The organism is Plantactinospora sp. WMMB334 (genome assembly GCF_049179095.1).
Taxonomy (GTDB): domain Bacteria; phylum Actinomycetota; class Actinomycetes; order Mycobacteriales; family Micromonosporaceae; genus Plantactinospora.
The window spans coordinates 7527247-7545632 of record NZ_JBMHME010000002.1 but is presented as its reverse complement, the minus strand read 5'-3'; the positions used below and the strand labels follow the sequence as shown (position 1 = coordinate 7545632).

The 18386-nt window shown below is 65.9% G+C and carries 16 protein-coding genes; 11 read left to right on the top strand and 5 right to left on the bottom strand.

Annotation, left to right across the window (positions count from 1 at the left end; all coding sequences use genetic code 11):
- The first annotated feature begins 89 nt into the window (after positions 1–89).
- The 4 genes from ACN27G_RS32710 (at position 90) to ACN27G_RS32695 (ending at position 3618) form a co-directional block, all read left to right on the top strand.
- The gene (locus tag ACN27G_RS32710; protein WP_421496514.1) at positions 90–683 is read left to right on the top strand and encodes a hypothetical protein; all 594 of its coding nucleotides are present in this window, start codon (positions 90–92) and stop codon (positions 681–683) included.
- Positions 605–1858 carry a sensor histidine kinase gene (locus ACN27G_RS32705; protein ID WP_421496513.1) on the top strand — a complete coding sequence of 418 codons (1254 nt, stop codon included), beginning with the start codon at positions 605–607 and terminating at the stop codon, positions 1856–1858. Before ACN27G_RS32710 ends, ACN27G_RS32705 begins: the two co-directional genes overlap by 79 nt.
- A 185-nt stretch (positions 1859–2043) precedes the next feature.
- Entirely contained in the window at positions 2044–2580 is a 537-nt protein-coding gene (locus ACN27G_RS32700) for a hypothetical protein (RefSeq protein ID WP_421496512.1), read from the top strand.
- A 285-nt stretch (positions 2581–2865) separates the two neighbouring features.
- Positions 2866–3618 (top strand): DUF6082 family protein, encoded by a 753-nt coding sequence (locus tag ACN27G_RS32695; protein WP_421496511.1) that lies wholly within the window; start codon positions 2866–2868, stop codon positions 3616–3618.
- Between the two features lie 18 nt (positions 3619–3636).
- Here ACN27G_RS32695 and ACN27G_RS32690 read toward each other — a convergent pair whose 3' ends face one another.
- Together ACN27G_RS32690 and ACN27G_RS32685 are read right to left on the bottom strand one after the other, a co-directional pair.
- Positions 3637–3924 (bottom strand): DUF397 domain-containing protein, encoded by a 288-nt coding sequence (locus ACN27G_RS32690; RefSeq protein WP_421496510.1) that lies wholly within the window; start codon positions 3922–3924, stop codon positions 3637–3639.
- Between the two features lie 174 nt (positions 3925–4098).
- Positions 4099–4758 (bottom strand): hypothetical protein, encoded by a 660-nt coding sequence (locus ACN27G_RS32685; RefSeq protein ID WP_421496509.1) that lies wholly within the window; start codon positions 4756–4758, stop codon positions 4099–4101.
- Between the two features lie 235 nt (positions 4759–4993).
- Between ACN27G_RS32685 and ACN27G_RS32680 the strand changes: the two genes are divergently transcribed.
- From ACN27G_RS32680 to ACN27G_RS32650, 7 genes are all read left to right on the top strand, one after another.
- Positions 4994–6364: a glycoside hydrolase family 18 protein gene (locus ACN27G_RS32680; RefSeq protein WP_421496508.1), complete on the top strand. Its 1371-nt coding sequence runs from the start codon at positions 4994–4996 to the stop codon at positions 6362–6364.
- A 528-nt stretch (positions 6365–6892) separates the two neighbouring features.
- Positions 6893–8383 carry a hypothetical protein gene (locus tag ACN27G_RS32675; RefSeq protein ID WP_421496507.1) on the top strand — a complete coding sequence of 497 codons (1491 nt, stop codon included), beginning with the start codon at positions 6893–6895 and terminating at the stop codon, positions 8381–8383.
- Positions 8380–9042, top strand: coding sequence for a class I SAM-dependent methyltransferase (locus tag ACN27G_RS32670; RefSeq protein ID WP_421496506.1), 663 nt, complete (start codon positions 8380–8382; stop codon positions 9040–9042). Before ACN27G_RS32675 ends, ACN27G_RS32670 begins: the two co-directional genes overlap by 4 nt.
- 19 nt (positions 9043–9061) lie before the next feature.
- A complete protein-coding gene (locus ACN27G_RS32665; protein WP_421496505.1) occupies positions 9062–9574 on the top strand; it encodes an NUDIX hydrolase in 513 nt (170 codons plus the stop codon).
- Positions 9575–9773: 199 nt separating this feature from the next.
- Positions 9774–10511, top strand: a complete 738-nt coding sequence (locus ACN27G_RS32660; protein WP_421496504.1) for a D-Ala-D-Ala carboxypeptidase family metallohydrolase — start codon at positions 9774–9776, stop codon at positions 10509–10511.
- A gap of 975 nt (positions 10512–11486) precedes the next feature.
- On the top strand, positions 11487–14141 hold the full coding sequence (locus ACN27G_RS32655; RefSeq protein WP_421496503.1) for an N-6 DNA methylase: 2655 nt from the start codon (positions 11487–11489) through the stop codon (positions 14139–14141).
- Between the two features lie 24 nt (positions 14142–14165).
- Entirely contained in the window at positions 14166–15179 is a 1014-nt protein-coding gene (locus ACN27G_RS32650) for a ComEC/Rec2 family competence protein (protein WP_421496502.1), read from the top strand.
- Positions 15180–15545: 366 nt separating this feature from the next.
- On the opposite strand, the gene ACN27G_RS32645 is transcribed toward ACN27G_RS32650, so the two are convergent.
- The 3 genes from ACN27G_RS32645 to ACN27G_RS32635 are packed head-to-tail and all read right to left on the bottom strand — an operon-like array spanning position 15546 to position 18212.
- Positions 15546–16496, bottom strand: coding sequence for a UTRA domain-containing protein (locus tag ACN27G_RS32645; protein ID WP_421496501.1), 951 nt, complete (start codon positions 16494–16496; stop codon positions 15546–15548).
- Positions 16493–17416 (bottom strand): DMT family transporter, encoded by a 924-nt coding sequence (locus ACN27G_RS32640; protein WP_421496500.1) that lies wholly within the window; start codon positions 17414–17416, stop codon positions 16493–16495. The genes ACN27G_RS32645 and ACN27G_RS32640 overlap by 4 nt, the downstream gene beginning before the upstream one ends.
- Positions 17417–17429: 13 nt before the next feature.
- Positions 17430–18212, bottom strand: a complete 783-nt coding sequence (locus ACN27G_RS32635; protein ID WP_421496499.1) for a GntR family transcriptional regulator — start codon at positions 18210–18212, stop codon at positions 17430–17432.
- Positions 18213–18386 lie beyond the last annotated feature (174 nt).

Below are 18386 nucleotides of genomic sequence, written 5' to 3'. Positions count from 1 at the left end.
TGACCGGCCCAGCAGTGACCGGCCCAGCAGTGACCGGCCCAGCAGTGACCGGTCCGGCAGTGACCGGTCCGGCAGTGATTGGTCCGGCAGTGACGAGCGAGCCGGACCGGCGCCTCTGGGCCGGTGACGGCTCGGTCTACGGGACACTGTTCCGGGGCCTGCTGCTCTGGGCACCGTTGGCCGCTGTGGTGGCCTCCGCCTGGACCGGGCACCGGGCGTACCCGGTCGGGCTTCTGCTCGGCGGCCTGGTGGTCTGGGGCGGCGCGGTCGCGGTGCGGCGCCGCCTGCCACTGGTCCCGCTCTTCGCCGTGGTGTTGCTCTGCGTCCTGGACGGCAATTTCTGCCTCGGCCTGCCGCTGGTCAGCTACCTGCTCGGTCGGCGCACCGCCCGGATCTGGCCGGCGGCGGTGAGCTTCTCCGCCCTGGCGGTGCTGGGCACTCCGCTGGTGCTGAGCTGGTCCGGCTTCGTACCCTGGGTGACGATGGCCGGTGCGCTGGTCTACGCCGGCCTGTTCCGTGGCTGGTCGGCCGATACCGGCGACTCCAGCGCGCACTGGTCGCGGCCGGTTGGGAGCAGGCCGAGCAGCTCGAACGCGAACAACGGATGCTGGCCCGCGAGGTACGGCTCCGTGAGCGGGCCCGGATCGCCGAGGACATGCACGACTCGCTCGGTCACGAGCTGAGCCTGCTCGCGCTCCGGGCCGGCGCGCTGGAGCTGGCGCCCTGCCTGGACGAGCGGACCCGGGCGGTCGCCGGCGGTCTGCGGGCCGGCGCAGCCACCGCCACCGGGCAGTTGCGGGAGATCATCGACGTGCTGCGGGACGATGCGGTGCCTGGCGAACCCGGCATCGACCCGGTATCCGGAGACCCGTGGTGCCGGCCGGGTCCGGCGCACCAGCAGGGTTCCGAGAGCGTCGCCGCACTCGTGGACCGGGCACGGGCGGCGGGGATGCCGGTCGAACTGCACGCGACGGGAGCCGGACCACACAAGGCGGGAGCCGGGCGGCGCAAGGCGGGAGCCGGGCGGCACAAGGCGGGAGGGTCAGAGCGGCTACCGCCGTTGGTGGAGCGGGCGGCCTACCGGGTGGTGCAGGAGTCGTTGACCAACGCCAACAAGCACGCGCCGGGCGCCCGGGTCACCGTCCGGCTCGGTCCTCAGGATGACGGGACGCTGCTGGTCAGCATCTGGAACGGCCTGCCGACCGGTGTGGCACGGCCCGCGCCGGGCACGTCCCGCGCCGGGCGCGGCCTGGTCGGGCTCCATGAGCGGGTACGCCTGGCGGGCGGCACCCTGCACACCGGCGAACGGGACGGTGGCTTCGAGGTCGTCGCCCGACTGCCCAGCCCCTCCGCTGACGGCAACCGTCCCGGCATCGCATGGACACCGGTGCCGGTGCCCACCGTCACCGCTCCCGCCCCCGCGTCCGCCCCCGCCGCCGCGTCCGCCCCCGCCGCCGCGTCCGCCCCCGCCGCCGCGTCCGCCGCCGAGCGGCGGCGTCTGGTGCACCGGGAGGCCCGGCGTGGGCTGGTTGCCGCGACGATGGTGCTGGCCGCGCTCGCGACGACGCTCGGCGGCGCCGCCGTCGGCTACTACCTCTATGCGACCAGCAACTCGGTGCTTACTCCGGGCCGGTACGCGGAACTGCGGATCGGTCAGGACTGGGCGGACGTCCTTCCGTCACTGCCCCGCCGGGAGATGCTGGATCCACCGGAGCCGGACCCGCTGTCGGTGCCCTCCGGCGCCGAGTGCCGGTACTACCGCGCGCACGGCGAGGTGCTGCAACCCAGGCTGGACGTCTACCGGCTCTGTGCCGCACAGGGCCGACTGGTGACAAAGGACGCGCTCCCCGCCCGGTGATCCGTCGCCGGCCCGCACCGGCCCGGCAGCGACGTCGACCTGCACGTCGCCGACGGCGTGGTACCGCCCTGTCAGTCGTACACATGTGCTATCCACAGGTTGTGGATGCCCTGGGCTTCGATCGGACCACCCCGGCTATTCGGACCAATCAGGGATAAACTACGCTTGTCCACCGGGGGGTCACAATGGAGGCACGTAGAGTCGTACGGATCGTGGCGGTGCTCGTGGCGGGCGCGGTCGCGCTCTGTCATGCGTACCGGACGGTCTCGGACGAGCCGGCGGCGAAACCCGCGTACGGACCGGACGTGCTCCATCTCAAGGGCGTCCGCGACATCGAGTTCGGCGACACCGAGCAGGATTTGCTCCGCCGGGGTCGGCTCGACGCCGGGTCGGCTCCGGCCTGCGGTCCGAGCCTGACCGGGCCGTCCACGGTCAGTCCGGTCTTCGCCGACGACCGGCTGGTGCTGCTCTGGGCCAGCCCGCCCGTGCGTACCCCGGAGGGCGTCACCGCCGGCACCCCGGTCGACCAGGCCGAGGCCGCCTATCCGGCCGCCACCCGGCTGACCGCACCTCCCGGCACCTACCGATACGACGGCCTGCTGGCGAGGCAGGGTGACCGGGCCTATCTCTTCCTCCACGACGGGCGGACGGTGCGGAAGACCATCGCCGGGTACGCCGACTACGCGCAGCGCCTCTTCGACGAGGGCTTCGGGACCTGCTGACCACACCGGCTTTCACACCGGCTCCTGCACCCCTCCGAAACGCAGGCTCGTCGCACCGGCGTGCTACCGACCGCCGGGCCGCGACCGACATGGGACTACGGCGTTTATGGATTTCAATGTGATCCAGAGGGAGCGAATGGAAGTTCCACGGATTGCGTGACATGATGTCGGACAGTCTACGGGCCCACCGGTTCGGTTTGTTGAATGAACATGCATGACACGGGAAATCATCGGAATCCGCCCGGCAGAATCGTCATCTGACCCGTTCCCACGGAGGAGTCGAGGATGGCGGTTCGCGAGACCCACGGCATGGGCGACCTGGGCCGCAAACTCAGTCGCCCGATTCTTCTCATCGCGTCGACGGTCCTCCTCGGCGCAACGCTACTCGTCGCAACGGTGTCCCCGGCCATCCTGAACCGGCTCTACCGCGACGAGGACGACTATTCGAAGGCTAGCGACATCGGGCAGGCGTACGGCGCCGCCTCCGCACTGCTGGCCGCGCTCGCCCTGCTGGTCGTCGCCGCCTCGCTCGCGGTGCAGTACAACCATTTCAGATACGAGCGGATACAGGCCGTCTACCAGCGCACCGACGACCTCGTGAAGCTCGCCATTGAGAACCCGGAGTACTGCCAGTGCTGGGGTTCCCGGGTCTCACCGGAGCAGGTGGACGAGCGGCTGTTCTACTACTGCAGTCTCGTCATCAAGTCCTGGACCCGGGCCTGGGAGCGAGGCGGCCTGACCGAGCCCGAGGCACGCCACTTCCTCACCCAGTTCTTCGACAGCGAGGTCCCGCGTTCCTTCTGGCAACGGCACGGCGACTGGCACCTGCACCGCAAGCCGCGTACCCGGGCCGCCCGGTTCATGGCCATGGTCAACGAGGAATATCTCTGCGCGGTCAAGGCCGGTCCGCCCTCGAGGGCCTACGAGCCGCCCGACTTCCCGGTCAATCCGCCGTGGAACGGGCTGCACAAGGCAACCTCACTCGCCGACAAGGTCGTACGCCCGCAGCGTCGGCGGGAGTCGCGCGCGACGGAGTAGGAACGGCGCCCCGGCAGGCTATCCGACCGAGCCCGGCGGAGCGAAGCAACCGTCCTTGATCGCGGCGACGAGATCACGCCAGCCGCCCGGAGCGATCAGCAGCACGTCCGCCGGGCGCTGGGAATTCCGCAGCGCGACCTGGTCACCCAGAAGAGTGAACTCGACGCAATGGTGCTCGGTCACGCATCGGGAACTGCGCCGCCACGTTGGCTGACTGAGAAGCGTACGGTCGGAGGCCACCCCGGTGCCCTTTCCACTCCTACGAAGGCTCGCCCACCAAGCGGGCTGGCCGAAGGACCATAGCATGACGGAGAGGGCAATAGCCGCATATTGCCCGAGCGGCGGGCCTCGTGCATCTTGGCATCCGCACGGTGAGCCAGCTGATCCGGGGACGATGATCCGGGGATGCTGATCCGGGGACGATGGCCACGGGTGGCCCGGCCGGTCGGCGGGTCGGTCCGGGCCACCCGTGGCCGACCCTCAGCCGACCCGCTCGATCACCGGCCGCCGGATCAGGAACTTGCCCGGCTCCCGGACCTGCTCGAAGGCCGCGTTGTTGAGCAGTACGCAACTGCCCGACGGGCTGGTCACCCTGACCGTGACGCTCTTGTTGTTGTCCAGGTTGGTCACCTTCAGCGTGGTGCCGATCGGGAACGTGCCGCTCGACGCCGCCGGCCCGGCATTCTCGTTGAAAAGCGTGACGGTGGAACCCTTGCAGACGACCTCGCCCGCTCCGGCCGAGCCGTCGCCGCCGGAGTCGGCCGGTGGCTGGGCGGCGGGTGGCTGGGCTGCCGGTGGCTGGGCGGGTGGCGCCTCCGGGGCCGCGGGTGGCCGGGCGGGCGGCGGAGGAGCGTCCGCGCGTACGTCGGCGGTGCAGCCGGCGGTGGCCCGGCGCTGCTGGATGAGGTCGACCACGGCCTGCCGGTTTGCGATCCGCGCCTCCGAGAGGGCGTCGGGATTGGCACGCTGCCCCGCGATGAAGGTCAGGTTGTTACGCAGGGCGGTGTCCAGGCCGGCGCAGCTCTCCCCCGCGTTGCCGAGCCCGGTGCCGACGGCCAGCGCCCCGCCGAGCAGGGCCGCCGCCGCCACACCGAGGAAGACCTTCCGCCCCCGGCCGGTCGTCCTGCGTCGCCTGTACATACACCACTCCCTCGCCTCGTTCCGCTGCCCGGTCGCAGCCACCGAGGGGTACGGTCGGCACCTCCTACGTGGATCAGTACAGATTCCTAAATGTTCTTTAACTACCCACCGCGACGCCTTCGACGCGATAGGGCTCGGCACACTTGACCACCCCACCTCCGGGCCATACCTTTCAGAGCACCGGAAAGTTTCCTAACTGTTCTGCCGACGCTCCATCCCCCTTCCAGGAGTGCATATGCGCGGATCCGTCCTCCGTCGACTCAGCACCGCCACCGCGGTCGGCACCCTCGCCGCCGTGCTGGCCGGCATCGCCGTACCCCCTGCCTCGGCCGCCCCCGGCGTGCCGGCCAGGCACGACGGCGGCCAGCGGGGCGACTTCGTCAAGGTCGGCTACTTCACCCAGTGGGGCATCTACGGCCGGGCCTTCACCATCAAGAAACTCCACGACTCCGGCGCCGCCGGCCGGCTCACCCACCTCAACTACGCCTTCGGCAACGTCAGCCCGGACGGCCGCTGCTACGTCGACGGCGGGCCGGGCGAGGGCGACGCCTGGGCCGACTACCAGCGGCCGGTCCCCGCCGAGGAGAGCGTGGACGGCGTCGCCGACACCTGGGGCGAGCCGCTCAACGGCAACTTCGGGCAGCTCCAGAAGCTCAAGGCGCTGCACCCCGACCTGAAGGTGCTGATCTCGCTCGGCGGCTGGAGCTGGTCGACACACTTCTCGGACGCCGCCCTGACCCCGGAGTCGCGCCGGACGTTCGTCGCCTCCTGCATCGATCTCTATCTCAAGGGCAACCTGCCCAACCCGGACGGCAGCGCCGGCGGACCCGGCTCGCTCGCCGGGGTCTTCGACGGCATCGACCTGGACTGGGAGTGGCCCGGCTCGGCCGGTGACGTCGACACGGTCTACCGGCCCGAGGACAAGCAGAACTTCACCGCCCTGGTCGCCGAGTTCCGCCGCCAGCTCGACACGTTCGGCAGGCCGGCCCGCAAGCACTACGAGCTGACCGCGTTCGTACCGGCCAACCCGGCCGCGATCGACGCCGGCTACGAGGTGCGGAAAATCTTCACGAACCTGGACTTCGCCACCGTGCAGGGCTACGACTTCCACGGCAGTTGGGAGCCGGTCGCCAACCAGCAGTCCGCACTCCGGGTGCCGGCCGGAGCCACCGAGCCGGACTTCTCGGGTGACCGCACCATCGACGCCTGGCTCGACCGGGGCGCCGAGCGCCGCAAGCTGGTGCTGGGCATCCCGTACTACGGGCGTGGCTGGGCCGGGGTGACCGGTGGGCGCAACGGTCTGTTCGGCACCTCCACCGGCGGCGCCGCCCCGGCCACCTTCGAGGCGGGCTACGAGGACTACAAGGTGCTGAAGACCAAGGTCGGCCAGGACGGCTTCCGGGTCTACCGCGACCTCCGCGCCGGCACCGCCTGGCTCTACGACGGTACGACCTTCTGGACGTACGACGATCCGGCCGTCGTGCTCCAGAAGATGCTCTACATCCGGGCCGAGCGGCTCGGCGGCGCGATGATCTGGTCGCTGGACGGCGACGACGACCGGGCGACCCTGACCCGGACCATCGATCTCGGCCTCTGGACACCGTAACCGCACCCGAGATCGACGGCGCCCGGCGGATCCGTACAGGTTGATCCGCCGGGCGCCGCGCACGTCAGATCACTTTCCAGATCTCGTAATACCCGGGCCGAACCGGAGACCCACCGCAGCATCTCACGGCGATCAATGACCACCACGTTTAGGCGGCTTTCCGAGGTATGTCGTCATGCACTGTCCCTGATCGATCGATGACAGGTTGCCGGGCCGCAGATTAGGCTCTGCTCTTCGGATTGACCGCCAGCGGCGGGAAACGGATCTCGAAAGCGCCGTACGACGACGACCGCGAGTCGATCGACAACAGGGACCGGAAAGTGATCCAGAGCCCGGGGGACAACCCTTGGGAGTACGATGCCTTTATCAGCTATGCCCGGGCCGACGAACGCTTCAGTGGACTGATCTCCGAGATCGTGACCAAGGCCCGAGCCATCTTCAGATCGTTGACCGGTCGCGATCTCCGGCTGTTTCTCGATGACGCGGACGTTCCGTCGCCCACACCGCCCGGACCGGATGGTCCCGCTGGTGGCCACGCACTCCGGCGCGGGCGAGCACCGGCTGACCCGGCTACTCGCCGATGCCCATTCGGCGACCATCGTCGGAGTCACCAACGACTGGGTCGCGGAGTGTCTGGAAGACGCGTTGACGCTCAAGCGGAGCCGGTCCGGCCCGGACGCGTTCTGGGACCACCTGCACATCGTCTTCCTCGCCGACGAGCTGCTCCCGTTCGTGCACGACGACCTCTCGATCGATTTTCCCGATCCCGGTCAGGCGCTCAAGGAGCGCAGCCGGCGCAGCGGCCGGACGAAACGGCGGGTGATGTCCCTACTCCTGCGGCAGGGGACGGCGGGCCGCTGGAGCCTCTACACCTATCCGCACCAGCTCCCGTTCGTCGGAAGCATCTTCTCGCTGCCCGAGGACCGGCGCGTGGTGCAACTGGCGGTCACCCGGCCCTCCCGCGCGGAGCAGGGCGCACTGTTCATCGACTTCCTGGACCGGGTGGATCAGTACCTGGAGTCGGCCTTCCGGGAAGTGGTGGAGGGCAGCCGGGAGGAACACGAGGTCGTCCTGGTCGGCGCTCCGGGCAGCAGGCCCGGCTCGTTCGTCTGCCGGTCGGCACGCTTCCGGCGCAGCGTCCTGGTCGAGGGCAGGAACAGCGACGACTGGCTGGCCGCGATCGTCATCCTGACCTGGCGGCAGGGAGATCGCGGGCCCGAGCCGTTGCTACAGGTCAACACGCCGCACAACTCGACCCGTGAGATGGGCAAGGCGTCCCATGTGAGCGGCTACGTCAACCAGCTCGACCACTCACGGAGTCGCCCGGCGGAGAACCTGACCGGCGAGTTCGAGATATCGAGGGAGACGATCGAGTCCGCCGTCCGTCGGGAACTCGCCGACGACTTCGCGATCTCCGAACTGCCACACCGCCCGCGGCTGCTGGACACCATCCGGTTCTTCTATCCGGACAAGGAGAACCTGTTCTTCTATCTTCTCGCGCAGGAGCTCCCGGCAACCTATCGGTTTCCCGCCAGCGTCCAGATGTTCTCGTGGAGCGTGGAGAGTCTGATGACGATCCGCCGCGGTCAGGTCCTCGCCAACACGCTGCGCATGCTGAACGCCAGCCTGACCATCAACCAACGCAGCCGGGCGGCCCGGATCGGCTGCGCCAACCTGCGCGCCCACGGCGAGGGGGAACTCGCCGACTCGGTCGCGGAGGCGGTACGCCGGGGCCAGCGGCCGGAAGAGTTGGTCAGGCGTTTGCAGGACGGCTTGGCCGACGCGACCGTACATCGGTACTCGGCCGGCCGGGAACTCTACGTCAACGGGCTCGCGGGCCTCCAGTACCGCGCCTTCTTCTCGCATCTGCTACCCGCCTACGTCGAGATCGGGGTGACCGGCGCCCGGGAACTCTCCGAGGCGATCTCGGCCGATCCGTCGCGGGCCGACGCGGTACGCGAACTGGCGGCACTGTACGACGAGAGCGAGTTCATGGTCTCCATTCCGATCGAGGTGTGACGATTGTGCACGAGATCGAGGAGTTCTTCGGCGCACGCTACGAGTCGACGCCGAGATACTGGTGGGACGTCCCGCACGCCTACTCGGTCTCACCCGACGACCACGGCGCCTCACTCATGGCGCAACAGGTGCTGCGGCACGCCATCGCCCGCGGCCCGGGACGGGCGATCGATCTGGGCAGCGGCGAAGGGGCCGACGCGATCCGGCTCGCCCGGCTCGGCTGGGACGTCGAGGCGGTCGAACTGACCGCACCCGGTGCACGGAAAATCAGACAGTTCGCCGCCGAGAACGGCGTGCAGGTCACGGTGCACCAGGCCGACATCGTCGACTTCGAGCCCGACGGACTCTTCGACCTGGTGATGTGCCACGGAGTCCTGCACTACGTCCCGGACAAGCTGACCGCGTGCCGGAAGATGCAGCGGATGACCCGGCCCGGCGGAGTGAACGCGGTCTCGCTGTGGAGTGACTTCAGCCCGGTTCCGACGGTTCACCAGGTAGTGCCGACGTATCCGGACGCCGAGCAGGGTGTGGTCGTCTCCGCGTACGCGGATTGGCCGAAGTCGCTCCTGTACTTCGAGCGCAACCGTCCGGAGGTCGGGCACAGCGACACCCCGCCACACGTGCACAGCCACATCAAGATGATCGCGCGGAAGGTCTGACGCCTTGAAGGAACCAGCGATGCGGGACATCGTCAACGAACAGGACGAGGTGGTCGGCCAGGCCGCCAAGGAGGAATTCTCGACGGGGGAGCTGATCTGCCGCGTCGCGTTCGTGATGCTGGCCAACAGGTCCGGGGAGCTCCTGCTCCACCAGCGCTCCGCGAAGAAGAAGGCGTACCCGCTCTACTGGTCCGGAGCCGCCGCCGGCCACCTGCACAGCGGAGAGACGTACGAGGAGGGTGCACGGCGGGAGCTCCGGGAGGAGCTCGGCATCGAGGTGCCGCTCGAGTACGTCGGAAAGTTCTACTCGGCACCGGACCGGGAGATGGTCGGCATCTTCCTCGGCTCGTACGACGGACCGGTCCAGGTCGAGACGCACGAGGTCGCGCGGGTCGAGCACTTCAGCCCGCAGCACCTGGCCGAGAAGCCGCCGGACATGCGGGTCACGAGCTTCGTCGAGCGCTCACTACCGCTCATCCTGCCCCGCCTGAGGGAAGCAGACGGGTCGCCCACCCCCCAGACCCGGAGATGAGACTGGCCAACGAGGCAGGGCGCCCGGAGGGCCGCTGTCGACTCGCCGGGGCGTTCTGCCCGGTCAGTGGCGGTGTGGGCCGGCATGCGGCGAGCTGAAGGTATTATTCGCGGCCTTCGGTTATGCTGGTAAATATTTACACGCGGGCAAGTCGTGGACACCATCACCGGTACGCATCCCCTTCGGTCTGGAGTCCAAAATGCTCAGACGCACCGTCAGACTGGTCGCCGCGTTCACCCTCGCTGCCACGACCAGCCTCGTCGCGGCGGTTACCACCGCCGCTCCGGCCCACGCGGACGGCTGCTACACCTGGAACCGCACTCTGCGGGAGGGAATGTCCGGTGAGGACGTCCGCCAGCTACAGATCCGGATCTCCGGCTACCCCGGCCAGGGCAACGTGCTCGCCATCGATGGAATCTTCGGCCCGGCGACGGCGAACGCCGTGCAGCGCTTCAAGAACGCCTACAACCTCGACAACAACAAGACCGCCGGCCCGGCGGTCTTCGACCGGCTCTACGCCCTACAGGACAACGACTGCACGCCGAAGAATTTCAGCTACGCCGAGCTGAACGACTGTAACTCCAACTGGTCCGGCGGTGCGGTCTCGGCCTCCCAGGCCCGGGCGAACGCCCTGGTGAGCATGTGGAAGCTCCAGGCCATGCGGCACGCCCTGGGCGACCAGCCGATCGTCGTGACCAGCGCCTTCCGCAGCCACGCCTGCAACAACGCGGTCGGCGGCTCGGCGACCAGCCGGCACCTCTACGGCGACGCGGTCGACCTCGGCGCCGGCCCACACTCGCTCTGCACCCTCGCCCAGCGCGCCCGTCACCACGGCTTCCGGGAGATCCTCGGCCCCGGCTACCCCGGGCACAACGACCACACCCACGTCGCACACAAGTCGAGCCAGACCTGGTCGGCCCCGAACTGCGGAATCTGACCCTGCGCCCAGGGTCCGGCGCCGAACGCCCGGCAGGTCATCTCCGACCCGCCGGGCGTTTTGGGCTGTTCCTGAGCGGTGGCGGCGGGATTTGAACCCGCGGAGGGCGTGAACCCTCACACGCTTTCGAGGTCTGCGATCATGCGTCCGGACCGGTCTGACAGTGGCCGTAACCAGCAGTCCGGCTGTCCGTCGGCCCCGGCACGGACGACCGCGTACGGGCGCGAATGAGACCACAACTGAGACCAGCAATCGATCCCGACTGCCCGGCGCGTCCGGTAGCAGCACCGGCAGCTTGGGAGTGCCGAAGATCGGTCTTCTGACCAGCCGCGCCCCGGTCACTGCGGTCTCCAGCGGTCCTGGTTGACCCTCGTTGTCCTGGCTCAATGCGGCACGCTAACGGCACGCGCCAGCCCGGACATCGAGGCCATGCAGCAGATGGCGCTCCTGCGCCCGCTGGGTTGTAGGGTGACCAAGCCGCGTCCCGTCCGGTGGCAGGTGCTAACCGAGCTGCTAATGCGAAGGCCCGAGGCGACTTCGCTTCAGCGGGACGAGCCGAGACGCGCTGGACGCTGGCAGACCTGCCGAGCACCGGAGGACAGTCCGGGACGGCCGGACTGCCAGCCCGGACACAGGTACGTCTGGACTAAGGTTCCCCTAACCCGCGAGCCTGGTCCGCATCGAGTGGAAGCGGACGCATGCGCGCTCGGACCTCGGCCGGACCGATTGGGATTTTGTCCTGCCGGAGCAAAAAGGGTGGGTGGCAGCGGTCGAAGCTGTGGCCGCGCTAAGGGCCGCGATCCGCGCCGACTTGGTCGGCCCTTCAGATCGCGGCAGCCGGCGCCGGTGGTGGAAACCTACCGGGAAGTTCGACCGCACGAGGTAGCGATGGCAGGTGCCGAGCTGGGTAACTACCTAAAATTTGTGGGAGTATCGATACTGCGCTGATCGTCATCCGTGTGCGACCCTTCTGGTATGCGGCAGAGGAGACAGGCGAAGAGCAGGCCGCAGACACGGCAGCTCCTGGACACACTGCGACTACTCGGCTACGGCTCTGACCTCATCGAGCATGAGTACACAGTCTGGCTCGGCGACCGCCAGGTCGAGGCGGACCTCGTGGCGTTCAGCCGCAGCGAGCCGAAGGACATGAGCACGGCTGCTCTAGTCGTCGAGTTCGCTCAGGGCCCGAGTGAGGACGTGTGGAGCCAGGCCGCCCAAATCGGAAGATCTCTCGCCGCACCGGTCGTCGGCTTGGCTGATTCAGCGGGACTAGCTTTGGCGACTGTGAGGCGGGACGGTGGAACCCATCGGCTTGTCGATATCCCGTTTGGCGACCTAAGCCTAGCGACGGATGTTCGAGAGCATTTAAGTCCACGTCACATCTTCGAGATGAAGACCGGAAGCCGTCAACCCGGCCTTTTTCCAATCGACGTGTCCTTGTTGGACTACGCACGGCAAGCGACCGAGGACCGTCTGGCGCCACGGGTCGAGAGGGCTTTGATTGCCGCCTTCGATCACCTCGGCTACGAACGCGAAGTGAACCCTGAACGAGATGCATTGGAGAGGTCCCACAAGAAAGCTTCCAGGCTGGTGGTAGGCGCGCTCGCAGCGTTAGTCCTCAGGGATAAGGAGGATTTCCCCGAACTCTCTGCTGGGGCTCTGCTCGATACAATTTTACAAAGGTATCCAGACGAGTTTTCGTGGGTGCAGGCATTAAGCCCGCTGGAATTGGACGGCTTGACCGGCGCCGTTGCCGGATTGGGCGGAGATATTAACTTCAGGAGCCTGGACCCACTCGTCCTGAGCGGAGTTTACGAGAGCACTCTTGTCAGCGACATCACAAGGCGACAACTAGGCACCCACTACACGCCTCCTGGATTGTCTCGGCGGATGCTGGCGGAACTGCCGGTCGAACTAATCCCACCAGGCGACAGATCTGTGCTAGACCCAACCTGCGGCTCGGGAAGTCTTTTGCTTGCGGCACATGACCGTTTGCGAGCTCTTCAACCTGCGGAATGGAACCTAGCCCAGAGCCATCGCGACCTGGCAGAGCACTTACGGGGTTTCGATACCGATGCGTTTGCGGTAGAGATCGCTCGCCTAAGCCTTCTACTTCACGCCATGCCAGCGGGTAATGGGTGGGACGTAAGGCAGCGGGACGCATTGCATGAGCGCATTGTTGAAGCCGACAGACCATCCATCGTAGTAGCGAATCCTCCTTGGAGGAACACGAACACGGTCCACGGTCGCAGAGCAGAGGCTGCAGACGACTTCCTGAGATGGATGCTGAATAGCCTCCGCCCAGGGGGTTTGCTTGCAGTCGTGTTGCCGGTTGGCTGGCTTCGCAACAGAAGTAGTAGGGAAGCAAGGTCGGCCTTCCGCGAATTTTGCGACATATTTGAGGTATGGCGTCTCCCTAAGGGATCCTTCGAGTCGGGAAACATGGCGCCGACGGTGCTGTTCGCGCAGAAACAAGCGTCTACACCTTCTCGCAAGGGTCCTATTCTCTTCCGTAGAGTCTTCCGCAAGTCGAGCCTTGACTCATTTTATCGAGGATTATCTGGCGGGGAAGCTTACCTAGCTGACCCGGACAAAATTCCTGAGTCCGGTCCGCTGCTCTCCGGTTTGCTGACCGCCTCCTTTGTCGGGCGCGAGGTTTCTACCCTTTCCTCTGTTGCGACCGTGACAGCAGGGCCCCAACCTGTGGCCGGATTCGCGGGTCGAACTGTAGGAGAGGCGAACTGCCTGTATCTTACGCGTCTCCGCGACATGCGTCCATTTGCCGAGGTGGCCGGAGAGCAGCTGAAACCAATGCGGTTTCCTGAGGACTTCCAAACGGGTCGCGGTGCAGCCGGCTTGGGGCGCCGGAAGGTTGTTGCCCCTGCAGCCAGTGGTCCCGACACCCCTTGGCGAATGTGGGCAGGACTCGACGACCTCGGGGTGCTGGTCAGGAACAGCATGCACATGGTTATTCCATACGATGACAATGAGACGTACCTCTTTGGTCTGATGGCCTTCCTCTCTTCCGCCTTCGCGTCGTGCTGGATCGACGAACGCGCTGTTGAGAGAAACATCAGCACGGCAGACGTCCTGAGTATCCCCTCCCCGTCTCGGCAATCGGACTGGGCAGCACTGGCCGAGCTTGGGCGAAAAGGGTTTAGAGCTGCGTCCGACTCCCGAACTCTAGGCAGCATCACTCGTGACATTGACGAGCTTGTCTGGGAATCCTTGGACGTTTCCTCAGCCGTGCAAGCAATTCTGAAGCATCGCCTGTCGGATTTTGTGGCGCCCGAGGGAGGTTACCGGTACCGACGCCCGACCGCTCCCGCGCCAAGCAACAGCGGCGAGCCTCGGTCTAGGTTTGGCGTCGTGCATGAGGTTAGCGATCAGCGCATGTTGATCGAGATTATTGGCATTACTTCGTCTGAGGGCGTGTGGATTGATCCGCCGCCCAGCTTGCCGGCTGCACTGTGCCGCCCTGGCGCAACCTTCGACGTTCTTATTCCAGATGGGGCTTCACTTGCAGACGGGCAGTACTTCTACCAGCCTGAAAGCTGGGTTGACGCCGAAACCTTGATGCAAGACCCCGCCTACCACGACGCCCATCCGGCCGTGAGTGGCGCCAACTGAATCGGTGACAGGGAGGGAACGTGGATGAGCAAGCCGCCGGGATCTTCTGTATCTCCCGATTCCACCGAACAGGTCAACGTCGAGATTCTATTCCTAGATGTCGGCCAAGGCGATGCGACCCTTGTCGTCGATCATGCAACTAAAGAGGCGATACTGATTGACTGTCCGGGTGGCCGGGAATATGTTGTCGCGCAAGCCCTTCGCGAACGCGCATGTAAGCTAGCGCTCGCGCTAATCACACATTGGGACCTAGATCACTTCGGCGGCATTATTGGAGTCTTAGATCAGTGCGAAACCAAGGCGTTGCGTTTCAACCATGAAACGCTGTTGGCTCATGGGAAGCAAGGCCGCGTATTGGCTACCCTTCGAAGATTGCGAGATAACCGTTACAACCACATCGAGTTCAGTGACGCCCGGCAGGGTTTTGTTGGGGCGGTTGGAGCGGTTCGTTTCGAACTACTAGCCCCATCCTATCGACAGTTACTCTACGCTGTTTCTTCCTTCGACCGAAATCTTGCTAGCGGCGTGGTTGCAATCGAGGCCAACGGCACGAGGGTACTTGTGGGAGGCGACGCAGACGGCCGAGTCTGGAGCCGAATCCTGTCTGAGGGAACCTCGATCAGGTCCGACGCCCTCAAGTGGCCACACCACGGCGCAATGAGGCACACGGAACGACATGTCGACGACCAGCAACTACTCGAGGCCGTAGAGCCTTCGCTCGTGGTATTCAGCGCGGGAAGTAACAATACGTACGGCCACCCTCTACCATCGACAGTTCAGCTTGTTGCCCAACACAACATCGGCATCGTGTGCACGCAGGTGACGGAGAGATGCCACTTTGGCCTGCATGGGACCGATACTCCCTGTGCCGGCACCGTTTCTTTAATGCTTAGTCCCGGCGGACGCGTAACCAGGTCGCCCAACAGTGTCCAGCTCGCTAGCTTGATCGATGGCTGGACGCGGCCGCTATGCAGGCCGGCCACTGCCGATCCCAATCCCACTGGCGTTGCTGAAGGCGAAGACGCTCTGGTGAATTAGGGACGGCGGGTTCCGCAACATCGCCCCGTGTGCCATCCCGTCTGCCGCCGACCCACACACCGTGGAGCGGGCCAGGGCCTGAGACAAGGTCGTATGTCCAGTAGGGCGCTCCACCTTGTCACCCAGGCCCTGGCCTGCTGTGTCATCGAGTGCACGCCTCTCCTTCGGGCAGGGGCGCAGATCCGGCTGCGGAGCCCTAGTCACGCAGCCGGACCACCTTTTCCGCTGGCCCTAACGTCGATGCGGAACCATCGGCTCGAGGGACGCTAGGCAACCGCGCCGTGCCCCTAAGCTTTCCGATCGCGAGAGGCAATGACCAGTGACGAAGTGTTCGCCGATGTGTATGCGGACGAGCTCTGTTTTCAGTCAGTCGCCCAGCGGAATTTCGTACTGGACCGTCATGAGGTCGGAGCGCATGGTGAAGCGGGTCACCTCGAAAGGCGTGCCGTTGTCGTCGGTGGCTGTGTGCAGTACGAGGATCACGGGTACGTAGGGTGGCGCCTTGAGGGCAAGGGCTTCCTGGCGGGTGGGAAAGCGGGTAGTTACCTGTTCCCTAATCCGCGCCACACGGTACCCGAGCTCCTCTAATCTCTCGAAGAGCCCACCCGGACCTAAGTTCGATTTCTCGAAGAGTGCCGACAACTTCGCGATTTCCAACGGGATGTATGTTTGGCCGAGTTGGACGGGTTCTTCATCCGCATAGTATCGGTTCTCCCGGCAGACGACCTGTTCGCCTGGCGCCAGGGACAGCAGTCCGGCTATTTCGCTCGGTGCCGATTGTCGTGATATCGCGTAGCATTCCGCACGTGGCGCGCGACCCTGTGTTGTCGCTTCCATGCGGAACGGTGATGCGCCCGTTCTTCGTCGTAGACTTCTCGAATATCGCTCGGCGCAGAGGCGCATGAGGGGTGGCCGGTTGCGAACGAAGATTTCATAGAGCAGGCTTGCTGCCTGTGCCCATTGGGATGCGCTGCTGTGCGGGGGTTGACTGCCCGACATTCGCTGCGCTGATCCCGCTGTTTGAACGTCCACGCTGTGTGAAACGGAGTCTGAGTTGAGCGCTGTGGGTGGTGAAGTATTCGCCACATAAACTACTTGTGACTCGACGGCGACCAGCTGCGCGAGTCGACCGTTTGCGTTCAGACCTCTGTCGAGCGCTTCGGCGACATGGGGCGTGGGTTGTTTGATACCGGTTTCGATGTCCCATAGGTATGTGTGTGAGTAGTGGACTATCTTTGCCAGTCGACGGAAGGACAGGCCCTGTCCCTGTCGAAGTTCTCGCATGAGGCGGGCGAACCCCAAGTCAACGACAGTCATGGGGCACCGTTCCGGGTGGTCGCCGAGTCGCGTTCTCGGGTGATGAGTCTTGGCGCGTGGCGCTGTGTCAGTGCGACGCCACCAAGTACGAGGAGCATGCCGAGCACCATCGGTACGGTGACGGGCTCGGCTACGACCAGGGCGCCGAGGACGACGGCGACCACCGGCAGGAGGTAGGTCGTGGTGGAGGCGAGGGTCGGACCCTCGTCGCTGATCAGCCGGTAGTTGAGCACGTAGGCCACGCCTGTACCCAGGGTGCCGAGGATCAGGAGGCTGATGACGGCGTCAAGGCGCCAGTGCGGCGCGGTGAGTCCGCCGAGTGGCAGCGCCAGGACCATGAGCATGGTTCCGGCCGCGAGCTGTGAGGCGGAGAGCATGATTGGGGGGATGTCCCGGTTGGTGAGGAATCGGCCCATGTAGACGTACGAGATGCCGTAGCTGGCGGAGGCGGCGAGGATTGCCAGCCCTCCCCAGCTGGCTATCTCACTTGCCGATTCCCACGGCGTGAAGATGAGCACGGTTCCGGCGAAGCCGAGTGTTGAACCCATGCCTCGTGACCAGGTGGCTACGCGGTCGGTTCCAGCGACGTAGGCGAACAGCGCGGTCCAGAGGGGTGTGGTGGCGTTGATGACCCCCGCCACGCCGGAATCGACGGTCTGCTCACCGACTCCGAAAAGGGTGTACGGGATCGCGTTAGCGACCAGTGCGGCGACGAACAGGTGTCCCCATGTCTTGCGGTCCGCCGGGAGCCGTAGACCTCGGTGAAGTGCTATGGGGATGAGGACGAGTGAGCCGAGAGCGAGACGGACAAGAACGATCTGGACCGGGGAGAAGCCGCGTAGCGCCAATTTGATCCAGAGGAATCCGGACCCCCATAGTAGTGCGAGCATCAGCAGCCGAACGAGACTGCCGCGACTCATCAGGCACCTTTCGTCAGTCCTCGACGGGCATTTCGTAGTCCAGTCCGTTGAGGTCACCGCGCATGACGAAGCGGGTGACCTCGAACGCCCTATGTTGTTCGTCAAAGCTGGTGTGTAGTACCTCGATGACCGGTACACCCGGCGGCATGGCGAGGCCGGTGGATTCGTCGTGGTACGGCATCCTGGCCGAGATCTCTTCCCGGATGCGCGTGATCCGGTAGCCGAGGTCTTCGAACCGTGCGTAGATGCTGCCCTTGCCGAGGGTCCGCTCTGAGGCGAGCGGCGACTCACCGGCGACATCGATGGGGATGTAGGTCACGCCTACCTGTACCGGTTCGTCGTCGGCGAAGTACCAGTTCTCTCGCCGGATGACTGTCGCGGTGTTCGGGTCGAGGCCGAGCCGGTCGGCAACGTCTGCGGGCGGCGTGTCCCGGGTGACGGACCGACACTCGGTCTTCGGCGTCCGGCCCTGTTTGGTGACTTCGATGCGGAACGGCGACAGACCCGTTTCGCTCCGGAGTCGTCGTGAGTAGCGGTTGGCGCCGAGTCGCATCAGGGGTGCCCGGGGGCGGACGAAGACGCCCCGGCCGTGCTGCGCCACGACCAGGCCCTCCCCTTGCAGGATGCTTATCGCTTCCCTGGCGGTGTTCCGTGCGGTTCCGTACTGGGCGGCAAGCTCCCGCTCTGACGGCAGCTTGGCGCCGGACGCCAGCGCGCCCGTCTGGATGCTGGTGCGCAGGTCATCGGCGATGCGTCGGCTCGGTGGGCGCTTGTCTGTGCCGGACTGCTCGTCCATGGTTTGCCTGCCTGGGTCGGTGGTCCCTGCCAGCACCACACTACCGCAACTGGCTCAAGCCACCTCTTGACAGATGTTCGCCGCGCCTCCCAAACTGGCTCAAGCCAGTCGACTGGCTCAAGCCAGTTGCTTCCGCTTCTAGAGGCAGGGAGTTCGCGTGCACACCCATCTGTC